The sequence below is a fragment of the Mucilaginibacter sp. NFR10 genome (assembly GCF_900100445.1).
Taxonomy (GTDB): Bacteria; Bacteroidota; Bacteroidia; order Sphingobacteriales; family Sphingobacteriaceae; genus Mucilaginibacter; species Mucilaginibacter rubeus.
The window spans coordinates 1,721,197-1,741,380 of record NZ_FMTV01000001.1 but is presented as its reverse complement, the minus strand read 5'-3'; the positions used below and the strand labels follow the sequence as shown (position 1 = coordinate 1,741,380).

Here is a 20,184-nt window from a genome sequence, read left to right as displayed (position 1 = left end):
TAAACGGTATACCTGTATAAATGTTTACTTCTGTTTTTAGAGAATTTGGTGATATGAGGTTTCAAAGGTTTGTATAATGGGGAGATTTATCTGGGACAGTAATTTCACCAAGTTTTTTGATTTTTTTACTTCACAAAATCAATTATGCCAAAACAATTTTATAAGTATCACTATTACCATACCAATAAAACAAAATCCTGTATACTTGATGGTTGTGGTATACGGGTAGTTTAAACAGATTGGATTTATTATGACCAAATTGCATAAAAAACAGCAGCTTATAACGTTTGAGCAATTGCCCAAAACTCCTACCGGTATTACCGGTTTAGATGAAATAACGGGCGGTGGTTTACCTAATGGAAGACCAACACTGATATGTGGTGAAGCGGGTTGCGGTAAAACTCTTATGTCGCTTGAGTTTATTGTAAGGGGAGCTACCGAGTTTAATGAGCCCGGTGTTTTTATGGCTTTTGAAGAAAAGGCAGATGAACTGGCTTCGAACGTAGCATCGCTTGGGTTTGATTTAATTAAACTCCAGGATGATAAAAAATTAAGACTTGATCATGTGCATATAGACCGAAGCGAGATTGAGGAGACAGGCGAATATGATCTGGAAGGTTTGTTTATCCGCTTGGGCTTTGCTATTGACAGCATCGGGGCAAAAAGAGTAGTACTGGATACCCTGGAAAATCTTTTTTCGGGTTTATCAAACCAAATTATATTGAGGGCCGAGCTTAGAAGGCTTTTTACTTTTTTAAAGGAAAAAGGTGTAACTGCTATTATAACCGGCGAAAAAGGTGACGGCTCGTCATTGACACGGCAGGGGCTTGAAGAATATGTTTCAGATTGTGTGATCCTGCTTGATCACAGGGTTGTAAATCAGATCTCGACCCGTCGTTTGCGCGTGGTAAAATATCGTGGTACACAGCATGGTACCAACGAATATCCATTTTTAATTGATGAAGATGGCATTTCCGTGCTTCCGGTAACATCTTTAGTTCTCGAAAAAGAAGTATCATCAAAACGAATTTCATCGGGGATACCTTCCCTTGACAGCATGTTTGGAGGCAAGGGTTTTTTTCAGGGCAGCAGTATCCTGGTTTCGGGCACGGCCGGCACCGGCAAAACAAGTATTGCGGCCTGCTTTGCCAATGAGGTTTGCAATAACAAAAAGAAGTGCCTTTATTTTGCGTTCGAGGAATCGCCTAAGCAGATCCTTCGCAATATGAAATCAATCAATCTCGACCTGCAAAAACACATTGACAATGGCTTACTTGAATTTCATGCCTCGCGTCCTACGCTTTACGGTCTTGAAATGCACCTCGTTGCTATTTATAAGATTATTAAAAGATTTAAACCCGCAGCGGTGATCCTCGACCCGATTACAAACCTCATTACGGTGGGTTCGGTAAGTGAAGTAAAATCGATGCTGATTAGGCTGATAGATTTTTTACAGGACGAACAGATCACGGTTATGTTTACTGCCCTCAGTTTAAATACGGTGGTAAGTGAACAAACCGACGAAGGCGTCTCATCATTAGTTGATACCTGGCTGCTTGTAAGGGATATCGAATCGAACGGTGAACGCAACAGGGGGTTATATATTATGAAATCGCGTGGGATGAGCCACTCAAACCAGGTACGCGAGTTTACCATTACCGATAAAGGGTTAAGCCTGGTTGATGTTTATCTTGGCCCTGATGGAGTGCTTACAGGATCGGCCAGGGAAGCACAAAAATTAAGAGAAAAAACAGGCGTCGCATTGAGGGAATTCGCAATATCCCGTAAAGATAAAGAGATATTGCGTCGGCGTATGATGCTTGAATCAAAAATTGCAAGCTTGCAGGCCGAATTTGAATCGACAGAGGAGGAATTAAATAAAATATACCTGGAAGAAGAATTAAAACAGAATATTATAGAAAGAAACCGCCAGGAGATAACCGATATCCGCCGCGGAAATGCGGATACGCTTAAAAGTAAATCAAAAAGTAAAAAATAATGGAACTGGATGAAGTTATAAAATATGAGTTAAGGCTGTATGTAGCGGGCAAAACTGCTAAATCAGTTACCGCGCTCACCAACCTAAAAAAATATTGTGAAGAACATTTGAAAGGTCAGTATGTTATTGAAGTAATTGACTTGCTGCAGCAGCCTCAACTGGCCGAAGGGGATCAAATATTTGCAATCCCCACGCTGGTAAGAAAAGTACCTGAACCGATTCGCAAAATAATAGGCGACTTGAGCAACGAGGAAAAAGTTTTGGTTGGATTGAATATAATACCAGTAAGTAAATAGTTAGATGACCGAGCAAAACCAGTTGCCTTTAGATCAGGGAGAAAGTCAATTTTTCCGATTGCGTTTATTTGTAATTGGAGCATCGCCCAATTCTGTCAGGGCAATAGCCAACTTGAAAATTATTTGTGAGCAGTACCTTAAGCCTAATTACGAGCTCGAGATAATTGATGTCTATCAGCAACCGCTCATTGCCAAGGAAGAACAGATCATAGCATTGCCTTTACTTATTAAAAAATCTCCCGGCGTCGAACGTAAGCTTATCGGAGATATGTCAAACACCGACAAAGTTTTAAAAGGGCTGGGAATACTTACAGAAAGCTAATTATGGAGCCGGACAAACTTACATATGAGCAGTTGCTTGCGGAAAACAATAAGCTTCGATATCAATTAGAAGAAGCTACCGACGTCATTTCTGCTATTCGTAATGGTCAGGTTGATGCTTTTATAGTTAAAGATGATGAAGGCCACCAGCTTTATACGTTGAAAACGGCCGATCAAACCTACCGCGTTTTCATTGAAAAAATGAACGAGGGAGCTGTTACGTTGAATAGCGATGGTACGATATTATATAGCAATTCGAGCTTTGCGGCTATGGTTAATGAACCCTTGGAAAAAGTGATCGGGCTGGATTTGAACACTTTTGTTGCCGAAGTTTCGGTGGAGAAGTATAAGCAGATAATCAGGGATGGCTGGAATGCCGATTGCAAGGGCGAGGTTTTATTATCAAATCGGGATGGTAAACTGACTCCCTGTTTATTATCATCTACCACGCTTGACCTTGATGAAGGAACGGCATTGAGTTTGATCCTGACCGATTTGACTGCTCAAAAGGAAACCGAATGGGAGCTGAAAATTAAAAATGATCAGCTTGAAGAAGCCCAGAATATTGCCGAGAGGCTGAATAATGATCTGGAAGATACTGTGAGGGAGCGTACCAATGATTTGCTTATCAGCAGGGAACATTTTAAGTTGCTGGCTAATAACATTACTCAAATGACCTGGACGAATTTGCCCGGTGGCGAAGTTGATTTTTATAATCAGCGCTGGTTTGATTATACGGGCAGGCGATATGGTGAAACAGCAGGCTGGGGCTGGCAACAGATCGTACACCCAGATGATCTGCAAAAAACAATGAGTGCTTACCTCGAATCTTTGCAAAGCGGGAGTGTTTATGAATTGGAAAACAGGTACCTCCGCTGGGATAATACTTATCGCTGGCACCTTAACCGCGCAGTGCCGTTAAGAGATGATAACGGGGAAATCCTTTTTTGGGTAGGTACCGCGACCGACATTGAGGAACAGAAAAAGCAGCTTGATTTGAAGGATGAGTTTATTGGTGTGGCCAGCCATGAACTTAAAACACCTTTAACCAGCCTGAAAGGTTATTTACAGCTTATTTTGGCCTATAAAAAGGAGGAAGTACCATCAATAGTAAAACAATATATTGAAAAGGCCGGCACTGCTTTAAATAAGCTTCAGCGTTTGGTTAACGATTTGCTTGATGTAAGCAAAATTCATGCGGGAGGCCTTGAATATGCCATGGCGAAAGTAAACCTTCGTGAACTGGTAGCGTCAACTTTAGAAAATGCTATCCACCTTTATCCCGAATTTAATTTTATCAATAAATCGGAAAATGATTTTTTTATAGATGGAAATGCTGGCCGGCTGGAGCAGGTACTGGTAAATTTCATTAACAACTCTGTAAAATATTCAACCGGGAATAAAAATATCATTATTGAAACCCGGAATATAAACGGTAAGGTGCGTGTATCAGTAACAGACTTTGGCATCGGATTGTCTGCCGCGCAAATCGAGCATATTTTTGAGCGGTTTTATCGTGTCGAAGATAAAAAATTTATGACGAGCGGCCTTGGTATGGGGCTTTATATCTCGGCTGAGATCATTAATAATCATAACGGCGATATAGGGGTAGAAAGTGAGCTTGGTGCAGGCGCTACTTTTTATTTTGAGCTGCCCTTGCTTGAAAAGTAAATGACTGTTTTTTAGGCTCAAAATTGCAGTTGACATAAATACTTCTGATATTGGTTGGAAAACCATCTGATATAAAAAATAAAATATGCCTGCCGAAAACGGAAATGTATCCATTGTAAATGAGCCTGATGGTGTAACTACCATTTGTTTTTATCATCCGGCACAAAACTCCCTGCCCTCGGCGCTATTAAAACAACTTGCCGATGCGGTATTCAGCGCCGGTAATGATCCGGAAACAAAAGTCATTGTTTTAAAAAGCACGGGCGATCGTACTTTTTGCGCGGGGGCAAGCTTTGACGAGCTGTTGCAAATTAAGGATAGGGAGACCGGCGCGTTATTTTTTGAAGGGTTTTCTAACGTGATTAGTGCCTGCCGCAAATGCCCTAAAATAATAATTGCGAGGGTACAGGGTAAAACAGTTGGAGGTGGGGTTGGCCTTGCCGCCGCTGCCGATTATAGCCTGGCCAGCGAGGCGGCATCAATAAAGTTAAGTGAGCTTACTATAGGTATTGGCCCCTTTGTGATAGCCCCCGCTGTGATCCGTAAAATAGGGTTATCAGCATTTTCACAGCTCACTATCAGGGCGTCAGATTTTCAAACTGCCCAATGGGCAAAGCAAAACGGCTTGTATAATGAGGTTTATGAAGATACTCCTAGTCTTGATGCGGCTGTATATGAGCTTACTCAAAAATTAGCTTCATATAACCCGGCAGCACTTACTGGCTTAAAACAGGTACTTTGGGAAGGCACTGCTGATTGGGATGAATTGCTTAAACAACGTGCGGCTATAAGTGGTGAGCTGGTTTTATCAGAATTTACGCAACGGGCATTACATTCTTTTTTTAAGGATAGAACCAAGTAATATTTGAGTAATAACTGCCTGTATTTTTACACAACCCTTAAAACCTCTCATTTTTAACGGGGCTAATTTTGTGTACATCTAAATGGCATTGGTTAATGTATATGATCGTTTTATACTGGCATAGTTACATATTATAATAAAGCCTCCGGCAACCCGGAGGCTTTATTTTTTTACCAGTGCCTGCAATAACGATGAACACGATAGTGTCTTTGATAGTATACCGGCGCATCATAATATCTTGCTGCGTAATAGCGCGGACGACCATAATAAACAGGACGGTCATAATAAACGTCCCTGCCATAGTAAACAGGTGCTTCGTAATATCCACTTGTGTAAACTACCCTATGATAAGGACGGCCAAAATGCGCGCTGATACTTATGCTTTGAGCTTTTGCAAATTGAAATGAAAACATCATCACAAAAGCTATTATTGAAAATCGGATAAATTTCATGGTCGTAAATTTTAGTTAATACCTGAATTGTAATACATAATTATGACTGGCGATAGATAAGTTGGTTTAATTAAATTTTTATATTTTTAGATATGTATTACTTTGTTTTTTCTGCGATAGTTGTCTTTATCGTAATTGGAGTGCTTTATATTAAGTCGTATTATGATAAATTACGCTGGGCAAAAAAGCAGCTGATAAAAATTCAGGAGAAGTGGGGCAAACCGGTTAACGCCCGCCGAAACTTTGACTTAATAAAGATTTACCTGGATTCGGAAGATAGTAAAAACAAGCTTTCGGCTCAAACAGCCGACGACCTTGACCTGATAAGTGTTTTCAATTATATCGACAGAACAAACAGTAAGCCTGGTAAACAATACTTGTTTAATTTATTACATTGCCCTACAACCGAGCTTGATGTTTTGCATGACCTCGACAATGATATTGAGGATCTTAACATGGATATACCCGGCCGCGAATTGCTTGAAGTGGAATTGTCAAAACTTAACCACCCCGATGCTTATTTTATAGCCGATCTTTTTCTCAGGGCACATGAACCGGTATTTGCATCGGTAATTAATTTTTATATAAAGGTTTCACCTTTTCTGATCCTGGCTGCGTTATTATCGCTGATTGTTATTCCTAACATTTTTAGCTTTATCTTTTTGCTATTGTTGTTTGCGTACAACATTGTTATTTACTTCGGCAACCGCAAGGCTATTTCAGGGTATACCAAATCGTTACCGCAATTGCTGGTAATGTATAAAGTTGCAGTGGCGTTAGTTAAAAGTGGGAAATTTGGTCAGGTACCCGAGGTAAAGCGTTCCCTTACCAGCCTACGAGGTTTAAAACGAGCGCTTAAGTTTGTAAATATAGAAAGCGGCTTCGTGAATGGTAAAAGTGATATTGCTTACGCAGCCTTCCATTTATTTAAACTGCTTTTTGTGATTGAGCCCAATATTTATACATCATCATTAAAACAAGTCAGTAAATACCGCGAGGATATTAAAGAAGTGTATAAATTTATTGGCCGGGCCGATACACTGATAGCCATACAATCAATACGTGACGGAATGCCTTTTTATTCAAAACCCGCGTTTACTGGTGTTGATGGCAAAATAGAGATTACCGAACTATTTCACCCATTAGTAGCTAACTGTGTAACCAACTCCCTTTATACAACTGATGCAGACAGGGGCGCATTGATCACAGGGTCAAACATGTCTGGCAAAACTACATTTATTAAAGCGCTGGCATTAAATACGCTGCTATCGCAAACTATATTTACAAGTTGTGCAAAGGCCTATAAGGCTCCTTTTCTCAAAATACAAACCAGCATCAAAACCAGCGATAACATTGATGAACACAAGAGTTATTTTCAGGCACAGGCCTTAGCTATTTTAGATATCATTGATAACAGTTCTCAGAAAGAGGATATAAAAAGCCTTGTGATCATCGATGAGATTTTCAGGGGTACCAATACCATCGAACGTATAGCGGCGGCTAAGTCTGCGCTTTCGTACATTACCGCTAACCAAAATTTTGTTTTTGTATCAACCCATGACCTTGAACTGGCCGAACTGCTCGACGAAGATTTTGTTGTATATTCCTTTTCAGAATCAAAAGACGGGCGCATGCTGGTATTTGACTATATCCTGAAGCAGGGCCTGCTTAAAAACACTAACGGAATCGCCATACTCAAATCCATGGGATATCCAGAACCTGTTATCGATGAAGCCAATATTGTAAGCGAGCGGATGATGAATAAATATTTGGTTTAAGCATTCCTGAAAAAAAAGCTTTCTTATTCATATAAGCTCAACCTGTTTTTTAAATACCGCATATCTTCCTGTAATTTTTCAACCCGGTCAAGCAGGTGGGAGATAGCTTCAATGCCGGCTACGTTAATATCCAATTCGTACAGGCTCACCAGTTTTTCCAGCTTTTGAAGTTCAGTTTGAGGAATGAAGACGATTTCATTAATGATGGTTACCTCAACCAGGCCTGCTTCATGTAAAGATGTGATGAACGTGTATTCAACATTATGATATACACAAAAATCGTTTGCTGCTATTAATTCTGCTGTTTTCATAATGTTTTTAATTTAGGCTGAGGATTTTGCCAGTTCTTCAAATAATTGTTTCTGCTTTTCGGTAAGGTTGGTAGGGGTTTGGATATCATAGGTCAGGTACAGATCGCCAAATTCATTCTCTTTTTTATAAACGGGCATACCTTTGCCTTTGAGTTTTACTTTAGTGCCGTTTTGAGTTTCAGGTTTTACTTTCACTTTAACTTTGCCGTTTAATGTATCGGCAGTTATTTCTCCACCTAAAACTGCAGTGTACAGGTCAAGTTTCAACGTGGTGTACAAATTATTACCATCACGCTTAAAATTTGCATCAGGTGCAACATTAAACTGAATATACAGATCTCCGGCGGGGCCGCCGTTTACACCCGGGGCGCCATGCCCGGCTATTTTGATAGTTTGCCCGTTTTCAATACCTGCGGGTATAGTTATCCGGATGTTTTTGCCATTGACAGTCAACGTTTGCTTATGTGTTTCAAGAACGTCTCGAAGGTTTAAACTTAACGAGGCGTTATAGTCCTGCCCGCGGTATTTTGCCTGCCTGCCGCTACGCGCGCCTCCTGCACCGCCAAACATCGATTGAAAGAAATCTGAAAAATCGTCACTTCCAAACCCTTCGGCGCTACCAAATCCTTCGGCTCCGTTAAAGCCCCCATAGCCACCAAAACCTCCTTGTGCACCGGCCTGTTGGCGCGCCTGTTGTTCGTATGCTTCGCCATGCTGCCAGTTTTCGCCATATTTGTCGTACTTCTTTCGCTTTTCCGGGTCACTTAATACTTCATTTGCTTCGTTTAGCTGCTGGAATTTTTTGTGGGCATCTTCGTCATTAGGGTTAAGATCGGGGTGATATTTGCGGGCCAGTTTACGGTAAGCATTTTTAATATCCTTTTCGGATGCATTTTTGTCGAGCTCTAATACTTTGTAATAATCTATAAAAGCCATGGCGGGGTTTAATATAAACAGATGTGTTATTAACTACTAAATATACAGCTTGGTTTTAAAACTTATGGCTTTTTTAATGTCATTTGATATAAGTGTAACCTACGATAGCATGTTACGGTCATAGCTGGTAAATCTTTTAAATTATGAAAGCCGAAATTGATTTCCAGCAACAAATATTGCCTGGCTTGTGCCTTATTACAGCACCATTGCTGTTTTGCATATCAACATTTTTTTGGGTAGATGGACAATACGGGGTAACGGCCGCAACGCTGATCTGCCTGTCAACAGTATTTTGGATCCCGGCTTTGTATGGGTTATTTGGCTTGTTAAAGCACAACATGCCGTTTTATTCAGCGATAGGTTTGTTGATAGCGATTTATGGATGCTGTATGGGTGGGATAGGGTTTGGCATGTTGGGATATTTATCAACTATATTTAAAATTTCTCATCATAATTATCTCGGTGTTTTACAGCAATATCCCGTCAGTTCGGGTTTGTTGCTTTTTTGGGCAGGCCCGTTGTTCCCGTTAAGTCTATTGGTGTTAGCTATAAACCTTGTCCGTAAAAAAGCAGTACCTGTTTGGCTTGGTTTGCTGGTAGGCCTTGCAGCTGTAGCTTTCCCGGTAAGCCGGATTTTAAGGATCTTATTGTTAGCCCATGTGGCCGATGTATTATTGTTATTGCCTTTAACGATTATCGGGATAGGCTTTGTGAAGCGCCGAAAGGTTGCTGATTTATGAATTAAGCAGAATTAATTAAGGTACAAACTTCAAAATGGTAATTTGAGGCCTTTTATTTAGAACGTACAACCATTACCTTTGGCATCCTTAAATTAATCATATGCCTGTAATAACCCAAGCTACACTTACCGACGTACCCGAACTTAATGTTTTAGTAAACAGCGCTTACCGTGGTGAAAGCTCCAAACGGGGTTGGACAACTGAGGCCGACTTAATTGGTGGTGCCCGCATTGATGAACAAACTCTTGCAGGGTATATGAATAATGAAAATATTATCATTTTAAAACATACTGATGAGGAGGGCAATATTACGGGTACTGTTTATCTTGAAGTCAGAACTCCAAAGTTGTATGTTGGCATGTTTAGTGTATCACCATTATTGCAGAATAAAGGTGTGGGCCGCGCACTGATAGAAGAAGCTGAAGTTTACGCGCGTAAGTATAACTGCAATACTTTAACTATGACGGTAATCAGCATCCGCTCCGAACTGATAAGCTGGTATGAGCGCCGCGGCTACAAACCAACCGGCGAAATCCAGCCTTTTCATGCGCATGGCCGTTTTGGTGACGCCAAACAGCATATTGAGCTAATTGTAATGGAGAAGAGCGTTTAAGTCCTAAGTTCTAAGTCTTGAGTCAAAAGTTAAATTGGTATAATCGACTTAGGACTCAAGACTTAGAACTTCACAAATTCCAATACTTCACTGATCTTATGCACATGTTTGAAGTTTTCGTGTGTTAAAACGGTTTCTACGTGTTCGTGCGCCCAGGTTGTATGATAGGGTACGTGAACAGCATGCCCGCCAATGTTGATCACGGGCATTACATCTGATTTTAAGGAATTGCCGATCATCATAAACTCATCGGGATTGATGTCAAGGTGTTTGATCAGCTTGATATAATCATCCTCCTTTTTATCACTCATAATTTCGATATGGTGAAAGTAATGTGCCAGCCCTGATTTTTTGAGCTTCCGCTCCTGGTCAAGCAGATCGCCTTTGGTGGCTACCACCAGTCTGTAATGATCTTTTAATGAGGATAAAACATGTTCTACCTCGTTCAGTAACTCTATCGGTTGATTAAGCATATCCTTACCATATTGTAATATGGTTTCCACTACATCAACGCTAATATTTTTTTCAGAAATGCTCAATGCTGCCTCTATCATGCTGAGGATATAGCCTTTTATCCCGTAGCCATAAAGTGGGAGGTTATCAACCTCAACTTTAAAAAGCTCTTTGGAAATGGTGTGCTGTGGCGAAAAATTTTCGAGCAGACTGCAAAACCTTTCTTCGGTGGCTTGAAAGTAAGGTTCATTTACCCAAAGGGTGTCGTCGGCATCAAAGGCAATTACTTTTAGGTTCATTTGAAGTATCTGGTTTACCTGGTGCAATAATAATACATCAGGTTGATTTTAGTAGCATAAAGCTCCATTGTACAGCAATAAATATTTAACATTTATTAACTATCAGGTTCAATTTAAACGATTTAAAAATAAAGTAAATTTGTATGCAACCTTATTTAAAAAGCTACGTCTCATAACTTAAATGGTCAAATTAACATTCGTTTAAATGGAAGAGATACTGCCACCCTTAAAAGAATTTATAGTTGATTATTGCAACAGGTATAAGATACATAAGGTTGATCCGCATAGCCTGAACCTCGATACCAGTATTGATCTTGATCTGGATATTTTTGACATTGAGATAGACCTTTTTCTTGCTGATTTTGCCGAACAGTTCAATATAGATCCATCTAAATTCAGTTGGTATAAATATGGCTATCCCAAAGGTTCAACCCGGGTAAAAGTTATTAAACTGATGTTTGGCTACAATACTACATGGGTTAAACAACTGGCCCAATATTGCTATACTCCCAAATTTAAGGTGCGCAACTTACAAGATGCTGTAAAAACTGGCAAATTGGTTTAATGAGAAGATGTGCTTTCACTAATCAAAATCGGTGAAAGCAGGGAATAATCGGTGAAATCTCCCAATAAAAATAAGCGAAATCAACGTAATCAGAAATGATCAGCGGTTAAAGATCAGTAACCCCGGTATGCTTGCGTTTAATGAAGTTCCGGATATCCAATACAACACCTGCAAAAAAATAAAATATAAGCGGGAAGCCTACCGCCAGGAATGAGGAGTAGATAAAGAAAAGCCTGATCTTGGAGATCGAGATATTAAAGCGTTCGCCAAGGTAGGTGCATACACCAAAAGAGTACCGTTCAAAAAAAGTAAGTATCCGCTGTAGCATGGTGTCAAGCCAGTTTTAGTATCTTATTACCAACGCCGCATTGCAGGCATTTCTTATAGTTGCAGTAATTATTTTTTAACTCAAGCAATGCCTGTGATTCAAACGCAGTTTCAATTTTCACTCCTAAGTTAACAAAATCAGCAATAATATTGTTTTTTTCGGCCGGTAAATTTTCTAACAATTTAAGACTACGGCTAATATAATATTGCTGCTGATGCTGCTTGCCGTAACTAAACAGGAACAAGGCCACTGCATTGAGCAGCAAAATATCAACAGAACCATCGCCCATATTTTTTGATGACGGCTTGGATTGCACATCAAACCGGTAATGGTCCTCCCAGTAATCGTTTACTTTGATCTCTGTAAATAAACTACGCAGTGCTTTTACCTCTTTAATCTCTAATATTTTAGATAACAGGTGGTTTGACTGTACGATAAGTGCGGCAAATTGCGCCAGCCTGATGGTTGGAAAGTTTTGGGGCCTTAGCCGCATAAACTTCCACAGGTGGCTTTCTATAGGTTTAAGGTTGTATTTTTTACGCAGATATTCATACTCCTTTTGAAGTTTGAGGGGATAATCATCTTTAAATTCACCCTCTAAAAAGCCTGCCTGCCCAAATATCAAAGCTTCAATTTGCATCGGGCTGTTTTTGTTTTTGGCGAGGATAAGCTGAGGCAGCGATTTAGCCATCAGCTCAAACGGGAGGGCGTTTACTTTAAAACCAAAGTTTGCCGCTAAAAACTGGTAAAAAGTTTCCTCCCAATCGCCTTTATTAAGTGCCAGAGCCGCTGCCACATTTGCCGATCGTTTTTCCATCCGCTCAACCAGCACGCGGGTAAGCCAGTTTTGCATGGTGAGGGCATCCACTGTAGCGATGCCGTTTTCGCAGGGTATAAAACTCTGGTTACCGAAAACCAGCTTATGATATTTGTTATAAAGCTCTTCACTAATACGGTTTTGCAGTTCAAGTGTTGGAACTTTGCGCCCGTTTGGTAAAAACAACTGCATATCGTTACGATAAACCACATGTAATATCACATTATCATAAGCGCCATCATTAGTATGGCCATGCTTTTGCCAGTCGGACGCGGAAAGGTGCACTTCTACATTACCTGCCCAAACAGTTTCGCCAATACGGATCCTCGCATTATGAAAATCGGGACCTGAATCTGAATTGTGCAGCCCTGCCGAAAAGATCTCCAGTTCCTCACCATCTATAGTTTGAAGGTTTTCGCGCTCAAAAAGCCTGAATTTCCAGATGTAGTGCAAAAAATCTTCGGTGAAAAGCATGGTTGTGGTTTGGGTGAATGGTTGAGCGTATTAGATTAGGTTGAATAAGTTTTTATTAAAGCAAATATGCCGGTTATTATATTGGTATTGCGCCTCTATTTTAAAATTCCTAATATTACGGAAACCAACAATATCTGCCAAACCTATGAATGAAATAAAATCACCAATACCCCAAACCACGGGCGGACGCATCAAGTCCATCATAGGCGGATCGCTGGGAAATTTGGTTGAATGGTATGACTGGTATGCTTACACTGCCTTTTCCCTTTATTTTTCAGATGCTTTTTTTCCTTCAGATAATCAAACCGTACAGCTTTTAAACACAGCCGGTATTTTTGCCATCGGCTTTTTAATGCGCCCTATAGGCGGTTGGGTAATGGGGACCTTTGCGGATAAGCGCGGCCGTAAAACTGCGCTTACATTTTCTGTATTGCTTATGAGCGTTGGTTCATTGATCATTGCTATAACACCTGGCTACAAAACCATCGGTGTTGCTGCGCCTATACTGCTGGTGTTGGCCCGCATTATCCAGGGCCTGAGCGTAGGAGGGGAGTATGGAACCAGCGCCACTTACCTGAGTGAAATGGCTACAAAAAAGCACCGTGGTTTTTACTCAAGCTTTCAATATGTAACGCTCATTATGGGGCAATTACTGGCATTGGGTGTTTTGGTTTTGCTGCAAAGAGCGTTTTTATCTGAAAAACAATTGCATGACTGGGGTTGGCGCATTCCATTTGGAATCGGGGCAATACTGGCTGTCACCACTATGTATTTAAGGCGAAGCTTACAGGAATCAGCATCGTTTGATAAAGAAAGTAAAAAAGCTGATGCCTTGAATGGCACTATAAAAGCTTTAACAAAGCATCCTAAAGCTGTTTTTACGGTAATTGGATTAACCATTGGCGGCACACTGGCGTTTTACACCTTTACCACCTATATGCAAAAGTTTTTGGTTAATACGTCCGGCTTCAGTAAGAGCGCCGCTACGCTCATCTCAACCTTAACATTAGCTGTATTTATGGTGATACAACCTTTATTTGGCTTACTGTCGGATAAAGTTGGCCGGAAGCCATTACTAATTGGTTTCGGCATATTGGGTACGCTTTGTACAATTCCTATCATGACATTGCTAAGCCATACTAAAGATGTATGGGTTGCATTCGCGCTGATCCTTTGCGCGCTGGTCATTGTAAGCGGCTATACCTCAATCAATGCTGTTGTTAAGGCCGAACTTTTTCCGGCCAATGTGCGCGCCCTGGGCGTAGGTTTTCCTTATGCAATAGCCGTATCCCTGTTTGGCGGCACTGCCGAATATATTGCCCTGTGGTTCAAAAATGAACATCATGCGCAATGGTTTTATTGGTATGTAACTGTTTGTATCGGGCTATCGTTGGTTTTATATATCACCATGAATGATACCCGCAAACATTCAAAAATGGAAGATGAGCAGATTTGAAAATGTGCAGATTACAAATGATATGTAATGTTTGCGTTAGGTGAATATTAAGTTACTTGTAAATCTATTAAAGTGACTTAATGTTCAGGAAATGTATTTCATCCACATAAATAAAAAGTGTTAATTTTGCCCGTTCATTACAAGGGATAACCCTTAAATTTATGACTGACACAAGCAATTTATTTCAACTGGCGGTAACATTACTGCAACAACTAATATCCATTCCATCGTTTAGTAAAGAGGAAGACCGCACCGCCGATCTGATCAACGAATTCCTGCAGTCGCATGGGGTAACCACTCATCGTAAGCTTAACAATATCTGGGCCTGGAATAAACATTTCGACCCGGCTAAAGAAACTATCCTCCTTAACTCACATCATGATACCGTTAAACCCAATTCGGGCTATACACGCGATCCTTACGATGCCAAAATTGAAGATGGTAAATTATATGGCCTTGGTAGTAATGATGCCGGAGGCTGTCTTGTTTCACTTATAGCGGTATTTCTTTATTTTCATGATAAGGGAAACCTGAAATATAATTTCTGCCTGGCGACTACCGCTGAAGAAGAAATTTCAGGCGTAAATGGTCTGGAACTGATTATTCCCGATTTGGGGCAACTATCTTTTGGTATAGTAGGTGAGCCAACCCTGATGCAGTTGGCAATTGCCGAACGGGGTTTAATGGTGTTGGATTGTACCGCTCATGGGCGTGCCGGCCATGCCGCCCGCGAAGAAGGTGAGAACGCTATCTACAAAGCGTTAACAGATATTGAATGGTTCCGTACTTTTAAATTTCCGAAAGAATCAGAAGTTTTTGGACCGATAAAAATGTCGGTGACTATTATTAATGCCGGCTCACAACACAACGTTGTGCCTGCCAGCTGCGTGTATACTGTTGACGTGCGTGTAACTGATGCTTATCGTAATGAGGAAGTACTGGAGATTATCCGTGAGCATGTTGCCAGCGATGTAAAACCGCGTTCTATCAGGTTAAAACCATCATCTATCCCTAAAGAACATCCCATAGTTCAGGCTGGTATAGCGCTTGGCCGTATCACCTATGGCTCACCAACAACATCAGATCAATCATTGCTGGATATCCCGTCCATTAAAGTTGGCCCCGGCGATTCCGCACGTTCACATACTGCCGATGAGTTTGTTTATGTAGATGAGATCAGGGAAGGCATTGAGTTGTATATTAAGATGTTGGAAAGTATTAATTAACATTTTAAAAATAAAAAGTTACCCATAATTCTGTTGCAGAATCCAGACTTAAGAACTTTTCAAACTTCGTAAGTCTGGATTCTCCGGCTTTGTTATTGCCTTTCAAAGCCCGCAGGATTTCAAACATATGATAACGGGTAACCAACAGCCCGCTTAACCAATCGGTTAAGCGGGCTGTTGGTTATAAGATTAACTCTACTTTATACGAATTGTGTGTAATGTACTGATTGTCAGATATGTAATTGTTTGTGTAGAACCCAGGCCGTAAATTATATGATACAAGGCGTTGATTTTTACTAAAAAAATGTAGTTTTAAAATTCGTGAACCAATAAGTTTATATACCCTTATCTTAATGCCCTTAAAACGCTACTGCTGGCTTTCGGCAAAAACATTCTTGCTCATCATCTTATGCTGTATAACCTCCTTTTATGCATCGGCTCAAAAAAAGAACGCGGGGTATAAGTACCATATCCGCAGGGCTGCTTCGGCTATTAATATAGACGGAGTGATGAATGAGCAAGCCTGGATGCAGGCTGATTCGGCGGGAGATTTTTTCATGGTGCTGCCGATGGATACCAGCAAGGCTACTGTTAAAACCGAGGTGCGGATGACCTACGATGATAAAAACCTGTACATCATAGCTATCAATTATAATTCGGTACCGGGGCCTTACATGGTTGAATCGTTAAAACGTGATTTCAGTTTTGTAAAAAATGATAACTTCCTGATTTTCATGGATCCATTTGATGCCCGCACCGATGGCTTTAGTTTTGGTGCCAACGCGGCGGGAGGGCAGTGGGACGGCAGCATGTATGAAGGCGGCAAGGTTGACCTGAGCTGGGATAACCGCTGGTATTCGGCAGTAAAAAATTATCCTGATAAATGGGTTTGGGAAGCATCCATCCCATTTAAGAGTATCCGTTATAAAAAAGGCATAAAGGAATGGGGGATCAACTTTAGCCGTAATGATCTCAAGACTGCCGAAAAATCAAGCTGGACACCCATCCCACGGCAATTCCCTACAGCTTCATTGGCTTATACCGGCACACTTGTTTGGGACGAAGCGCCCCCAACAGCCAGCAGCAACGTATCTATAATCCCATACGCGCTTACGGGTTTATCTAAAGATTATCAGCATAATACCAAAACCGAATATAAACATGAAATAGGAGGGGACGCCAAGATCTCCGTTACACCAGCCCTTAACCTCGATTTAACAGTCAATCCCGATTTTTCGCAGGTTGATGTTGATCAACAGGTGATCAACCTCAACAGATACGAACTTTTCTTCCCCGAAAAACGGCAATTCTTTTTAGAAAACGGTGACCTGTTTGCCAACTTTGGTTACTCTGATATTCGCCCTTTTTTTTCAAGGCGGATAGGCCTCACCGTACCGATTGATTTTGGAGCAAGATTGACCGGCAAATTAGATAAGGACTGGCGTATTGGCGCTATGGATATTCAAACAGGCGGCTCGGGCAGCGCCCAGCAGGCTTCTGAAAATTATGGCATCATTACCCTGCAAAGACGGATCCTTGATCGCTCAAACATCGCTTTCCTGTTTGTAAATAAGGACGCTACCGCCAATATTCCCGGCACCAATACCGGTTCAACTGCCTATAACCGTAATATAGGCGCAGAGTTTAACCTTGCCTCGCGCAGTAATATCTGGACAGGCAAAGTACTGGCCCTTAAATCATTTACGCCCGGCGTGAGCGGGCATGATTACGTGGTATCCGATCATTTCCAATACCTGAGCAAATACTGGACGCTTTATATGCAGGAGGAGTACGTAGGTAAAAATTACAATGCCGAAGTAGGCTATGTTCCCCGTGTTGGTTATGTGAAGTTAAGCCCGCTGTTACTCCGTAATTTTTTTCCTAAGCAGGGTAATATTCTAAGCCATGGCATCCAGCTTACCTCTAATTATTTCTTCGATGAGTCGTTTCACCGTACTGATAATGAAAGTATCCTGTCATATTTGATCACATTCCGTAACCGGGCAACACTGTCGGTGTCCGGTATAAATGATTATGTGCGCCTTCTGAGGCCTTATGATCCAACTAATATCGGTAAAGGTTTATTACCTACCGGCTCTGAGCATAACTGGAACACTATTGATGTGCAGTTTGTGTCGAAGCCGCAAAATGTGTTTACCTATTTGCTGGAAGCATCGCACGGTGGGTATTATGATAAGGGCGTACGCAATAGCTTTACAAGTTTAATAGGCTATCGTTTTCAACCTTATGTAAATATTGCTATCAATACCTCCTTCAATGATTTAAGGTTGCCGCAGCCATTTGGCCATAATACGTTCTGGCTGGTAGGGCCAAAAATTGATGTTACCTTCACCAATAGCTTGTATTTTACCACCTATATACAATATAATGAGCAGGTGGATAATATCAACATTAATACCCGCCTGCAATGGCGCTATAAGCCTGCGTCCGACCTGTTTATTGTTTACGGCGATAATACCACGCCATCACCGTATACAGTAAAAAACAGACAGTTAACGTTAAAATGGACGTACTGGTGTAACTTATAATTAGCTGGAGAATAAAGAGTTTTTTAAGATTCTGGGTATATACATCAAATTTTAAATAAAACGCCGGCAATTAATCTATTTTATACTTTTCGTAAGGGATTTCAAAACTAAAAGTACTTCCTTTGCCCGCATCGCTTTTTACGGTGATATTACCTTTTTGCAATTCAATCAATTGTTTGCAAATGTATAAACCAAGACCTGTACCGGTATTTCCTTTTGCCGAATTGGTTTGGTAATATTTTGAAAACAGGTTAATCTGTTGTTCCTGGCTTATACCGGCTCCTGTATCGCTAATATCAACTGTTAGTCCGCCTTTGCTGTCGGATAATTTTAGCGCTGCTTTGATCTTTACGTTTCCTGTATCGGTATATTTGATAGCATTGCTAACAAGGTTTACGATAATCTGCTTTAACCTGAAACTATCACCCAAAACTTCAGCTTCCGGATCGCCTTCAAAATGATAATTTAATTCCAATTGTTTTTTATCAGCACTAAATGCCATGCTTTCAATTACTTCTTTTAACGTTTTATCCGGGCAAAAAGGATCATGATGGATTTTGAGTTCGCTGCTTTCCATTTTTGCGGCATCAAGGGTATCATTGAGCGTTTGCAGTAGCAAATCGGATGATGCCCGCACTGTTCCCAACATTTCTGATTGTTTTGGAGTGAGCGTCGTTCTGCTGAAAATGTATAAAAAACCATTTATAGATGTGAGCGGATTACGGATTTCATGGCTCATGTGCAGCAGCAGGTCCATTTTTTGACGCGCTATCATTACGGCCCGTTCGTTCTCCTTCAGCAAAAGCTCTTCAGATCGCCCCAGCTTAATAACAAACACAATCAACAACACTGCAAAAGCCAGAAGCAACAAAAGTGCAACAAGGTAAAGCCTGTTTAGCAAACGTGTTGTTTCCAGGTAACTGTTAAAGGCTAAACCCTTAAAGGCATCGGTCATGCTGTAATTTATATCCTTAATGGTACTAATTAACTGCTCCATTTTATGGGTAATGCGCATATTAAGGGCGATGAGCTGTCTTTGCGCTTCCTGTAATTTGTGGTTGCTTTGTTGTAATTGCCTGATTTTATTGAGATAGTTGGATTGATCTTTATTGCGGAGTTTTTGCGTAACCGAGTCGACATAAATTCGGGTCCGGTGGTTGATAACAACACCGCCCGAATTGGTTGCATAGGCGTTTTTGTTCTTTATGGCTTCTTTAATTCTTGCAAAAAAACCTTTTCGTTTTACCTGGCCGGGTTGGGTTAAGGTGTCGCTGCTGTTTTGTACCGTACGGCTACTTTTTACGGCAAGTTTATTTTGAACGGTCGCTGTGCTGTAATCTGAATAGGTTGTGAGCAGGGAATCAAAGTCGTGCCGGGCAGAAAGAAGATCGGCAGATAGTTTTACCTTTTGGTTGTGCCATGTATGAAGTTGAGAACGCTGTTCGGCATTTAGTTTGGTAGTGTCATGCTGCATGTTTAATAGGGTATCAATTTCAGCAAAAGCCAGTGAAAGTTTGGCCTGATAAGCCTGAGCCTTAGCAGCGTCGGCATCTACGAGTGAGGATTGAAATAAATCCTCGGCCTGGTGAAGTAAAAGCAGCGCCTGCTGGGGCCTGGAATTATTAAGGTCCATAAGGTGCGAGATCTGTGCCGTATGGGCTAATCTTTCTGTGATCTTGTCTCTTACAAAAAGGGCAGCGATAACTAAAATTATGGTAAAGGCTAAAAAAGCAAGCAGTATCTTTCTTGATAAAACGTTCATATAGTTATTTTCATCAGTGTTCCGGCTGGTGTCAATCTGAAATTGATACCGTCGTTGCTAATGGTTTTGAAGAACAATGATAATGATAAAAATAATATAATCACCGATGGACATCACGTTTGACTGTCAGTGCCTTTTGGTGCAGGGGTAAATATTTAACCTATATTTTAATGAATGATTTTCGCTTATGTTAAATGTATGGGATATTATATAAAAGAGGGATCGCTGTTTTAACCATAAGTTATGAAGTAAAGACAAGGTAATTTTTAAATGCTG

Annotated in this window: 19 protein-coding genes; 12 read left to right on the top strand and 7 right to left on the bottom strand. The window is 40.8% G+C overall.

All coding sequences use genetic code 11. The annotated features are described in order from the left end of the window. Positions 1-250 precede the first annotated feature (250 nt). The 5 genes from kaiC (at position 251) to BLP33_RS07130 (ending at position 5,149) form a co-directional block, all read left to right on the top strand. Positions 251-1,999, top strand: a complete 1,749-nt coding sequence (gene kaiC, locus BLP33_RS07150) for a circadian clock protein KaiC (protein ID WP_090526015.1) — start codon at positions 251-253, stop codon at positions 1,997-1,999. Beyond that, positions 1,999-2,295: a circadian clock KaiB family protein gene (locus BLP33_RS07145; RefSeq protein WP_090526014.1), complete on the top strand. Its 297-nt coding sequence runs from the start codon at positions 1,999-2,001 to the stop codon at positions 2,293-2,295. The genes kaiC and BLP33_RS07145 overlap by 1 nt, the downstream gene beginning before the upstream one ends. 4 nt (positions 2,296-2,299) lie before the next feature. Next, entirely contained in the window at positions 2,300-2,617 is a 318-nt protein-coding gene (locus tag BLP33_RS07140) for a circadian clock KaiB family protein (RefSeq protein WP_090526013.1), read from the top strand. 2 nt (positions 2,618-2,619) lie between these two features. Further along, positions 2,620-4,287, top strand: coding sequence for a PAS domain-containing sensor histidine kinase (locus tag BLP33_RS07135; protein WP_090526012.1), 1,668 nt, complete (start codon positions 2,620-2,622; stop codon positions 4,285-4,287). Between the two features lie 85 nt (positions 4,288-4,372). Next, complete coding sequence (locus BLP33_RS07130; RefSeq protein ID WP_090526011.1) at positions 4,373-5,149, top strand: enoyl-CoA hydratase/isomerase family protein; 777 nt, start codon at positions 4,373-4,375, stop codon at positions 5,147-5,149. A gap of 170 nt (positions 5,150-5,319) precedes the next feature. Here the strand turns inward: BLP33_RS07130 and BLP33_RS27165 are convergent, their stop codons facing one another. Next, complete coding sequence (locus tag BLP33_RS27165; protein WP_139159947.1) at positions 5,320-5,601, bottom strand: hypothetical protein; 282 nt, start codon at positions 5,599-5,601, stop codon at positions 5,320-5,322. 92 nt (positions 5,602-5,693) lie between these two features. Here BLP33_RS27165 and BLP33_RS07125 point away from each other — a divergent pair, with 92 nt between their 5' ends. Next, positions 5,694-7,379 carry a MutS-related protein gene (locus BLP33_RS07125; protein WP_090526010.1) on the top strand — a complete coding sequence of 562 codons (1,686 nt, stop codon included), beginning with the start codon at positions 5,694-5,696 and terminating at the stop codon, positions 7,377-7,379. A 23-nt stretch (positions 7,380-7,402) separates the two neighbouring features. Here the strand turns inward: BLP33_RS07125 and BLP33_RS07120 are convergent, their stop codons facing one another. Together BLP33_RS07120 and BLP33_RS07115 are read right to left on the bottom strand one after the other, a co-directional pair. Then, positions 7,403-7,690, bottom strand: coding sequence for a chaperone modulator CbpM (locus BLP33_RS07120; protein ID WP_090526009.1), 288 nt, complete (start codon positions 7,688-7,690; stop codon positions 7,403-7,405). A 12-nt stretch (positions 7,691-7,702) separates the two neighbouring features. Beyond that, a complete protein-coding gene (locus BLP33_RS07115; RefSeq protein WP_090526008.1) occupies positions 7,703-8,626 on the bottom strand; it encodes a DnaJ C-terminal domain-containing protein in 924 nt (307 codons plus the stop codon). Between the two features lie 143 nt (positions 8,627-8,769). Here BLP33_RS07115 and BLP33_RS07110 point away from each other — a divergent pair, with 143 nt between their 5' ends. Together BLP33_RS07110 and BLP33_RS07105 are read left to right on the top strand one after the other, a co-directional pair. Further along, positions 8,770-9,366 (top strand): hypothetical protein, encoded by a 597-nt coding sequence (locus BLP33_RS07110; RefSeq protein ID WP_090526007.1) that lies wholly within the window; start codon positions 8,770-8,772, stop codon positions 9,364-9,366. Positions 9,367-9,466: 100 nt separating this feature from the next. Continuing rightward, on the top strand, positions 9,467-9,979 hold the full coding sequence (locus tag BLP33_RS07105) for a GNAT family N-acetyltransferase (RefSeq protein WP_090526006.1): 513 nt from the start codon (positions 9,467-9,469) through the stop codon (positions 9,977-9,979). Between the two features lie 62 nt (positions 9,980-10,041). On the opposite strand, the gene BLP33_RS07100 is transcribed toward BLP33_RS07105, so the two are convergent. After that, entirely contained in the window at positions 10,042-10,731 is a 690-nt protein-coding gene (locus BLP33_RS07100) for an HAD family hydrolase (protein ID WP_090526005.1), read from the bottom strand. A 205-nt stretch (positions 10,732-10,936) separates the two neighbouring features. Between BLP33_RS07100 and BLP33_RS07095 the strand changes: the two genes are divergently transcribed. Beyond that, positions 10,937-11,296, top strand: a complete 360-nt coding sequence (locus BLP33_RS07095; RefSeq protein WP_090526004.1) for a DUF1493 family protein — start codon at positions 10,937-10,939, stop codon at positions 11,294-11,296. A gap of 106 nt (positions 11,297-11,402) precedes the next feature. On the opposite strand, the gene BLP33_RS07090 is transcribed toward BLP33_RS07095, so the two are convergent. Next, entirely contained in the window at positions 11,403-11,624 is a 222-nt protein-coding gene (locus BLP33_RS07090) for a PspC domain-containing protein (RefSeq protein ID WP_090526003.1), read from the bottom strand. 4 nt (positions 11,625-11,628) lie between these two features. Next, a complete protein-coding gene (locus BLP33_RS07085; RefSeq protein ID WP_090526002.1) occupies positions 11,629-12,915 on the bottom strand; it encodes a DUF2851 family protein in 1,287 nt (428 codons plus the stop codon). Positions 12,916-13,060: 145 nt separating this feature from the next. Between BLP33_RS07085 and BLP33_RS07080 the strand changes: the two genes are divergently transcribed. The 3 genes from BLP33_RS07080 to BLP33_RS07070 all read left to right on the top strand — a co-directional run bounded on the left by BLP33_RS07080 (position 13,061) and on the right by BLP33_RS07070 (position 18,146). Next, the gene (locus tag BLP33_RS07080; protein ID WP_090526001.1) at positions 13,061-14,371 is read left to right on the top strand and encodes an MFS transporter; all 1,311 of its coding nucleotides are present in this window, start codon (positions 13,061-13,063) and stop codon (positions 14,369-14,371) included. Between the two features lie 161 nt (positions 14,372-14,532). Continuing rightward, complete coding sequence (locus BLP33_RS07075; RefSeq protein ID WP_090526000.1) at positions 14,533-15,597, top strand: M20 family metallo-hydrolase; 1,065 nt, start codon at positions 14,533-14,535, stop codon at positions 15,595-15,597. Positions 15,598-15,950: 353 nt separating this feature from the next. Further along, positions 15,951-18,146 carry a carbohydrate binding family 9 domain-containing protein gene (locus BLP33_RS07070; protein WP_090525999.1) on the top strand — a complete coding sequence of 732 codons (2,196 nt, stop codon included), beginning with the start codon at positions 15,951-15,953 and terminating at the stop codon, positions 18,144-18,146. 70 nt (positions 18,147-18,216) lie between these two features. On the opposite strand, the gene BLP33_RS07065 is transcribed toward BLP33_RS07070, so the two are convergent. Beyond that, positions 18,217-19,908, bottom strand: coding sequence for a sensor histidine kinase (locus tag BLP33_RS07065; RefSeq protein WP_090525998.1), 1,692 nt, complete (start codon positions 19,906-19,908; stop codon positions 18,217-18,219). Between the last annotated feature and the right edge of the window lie 276 nt (positions 19,909-20,184).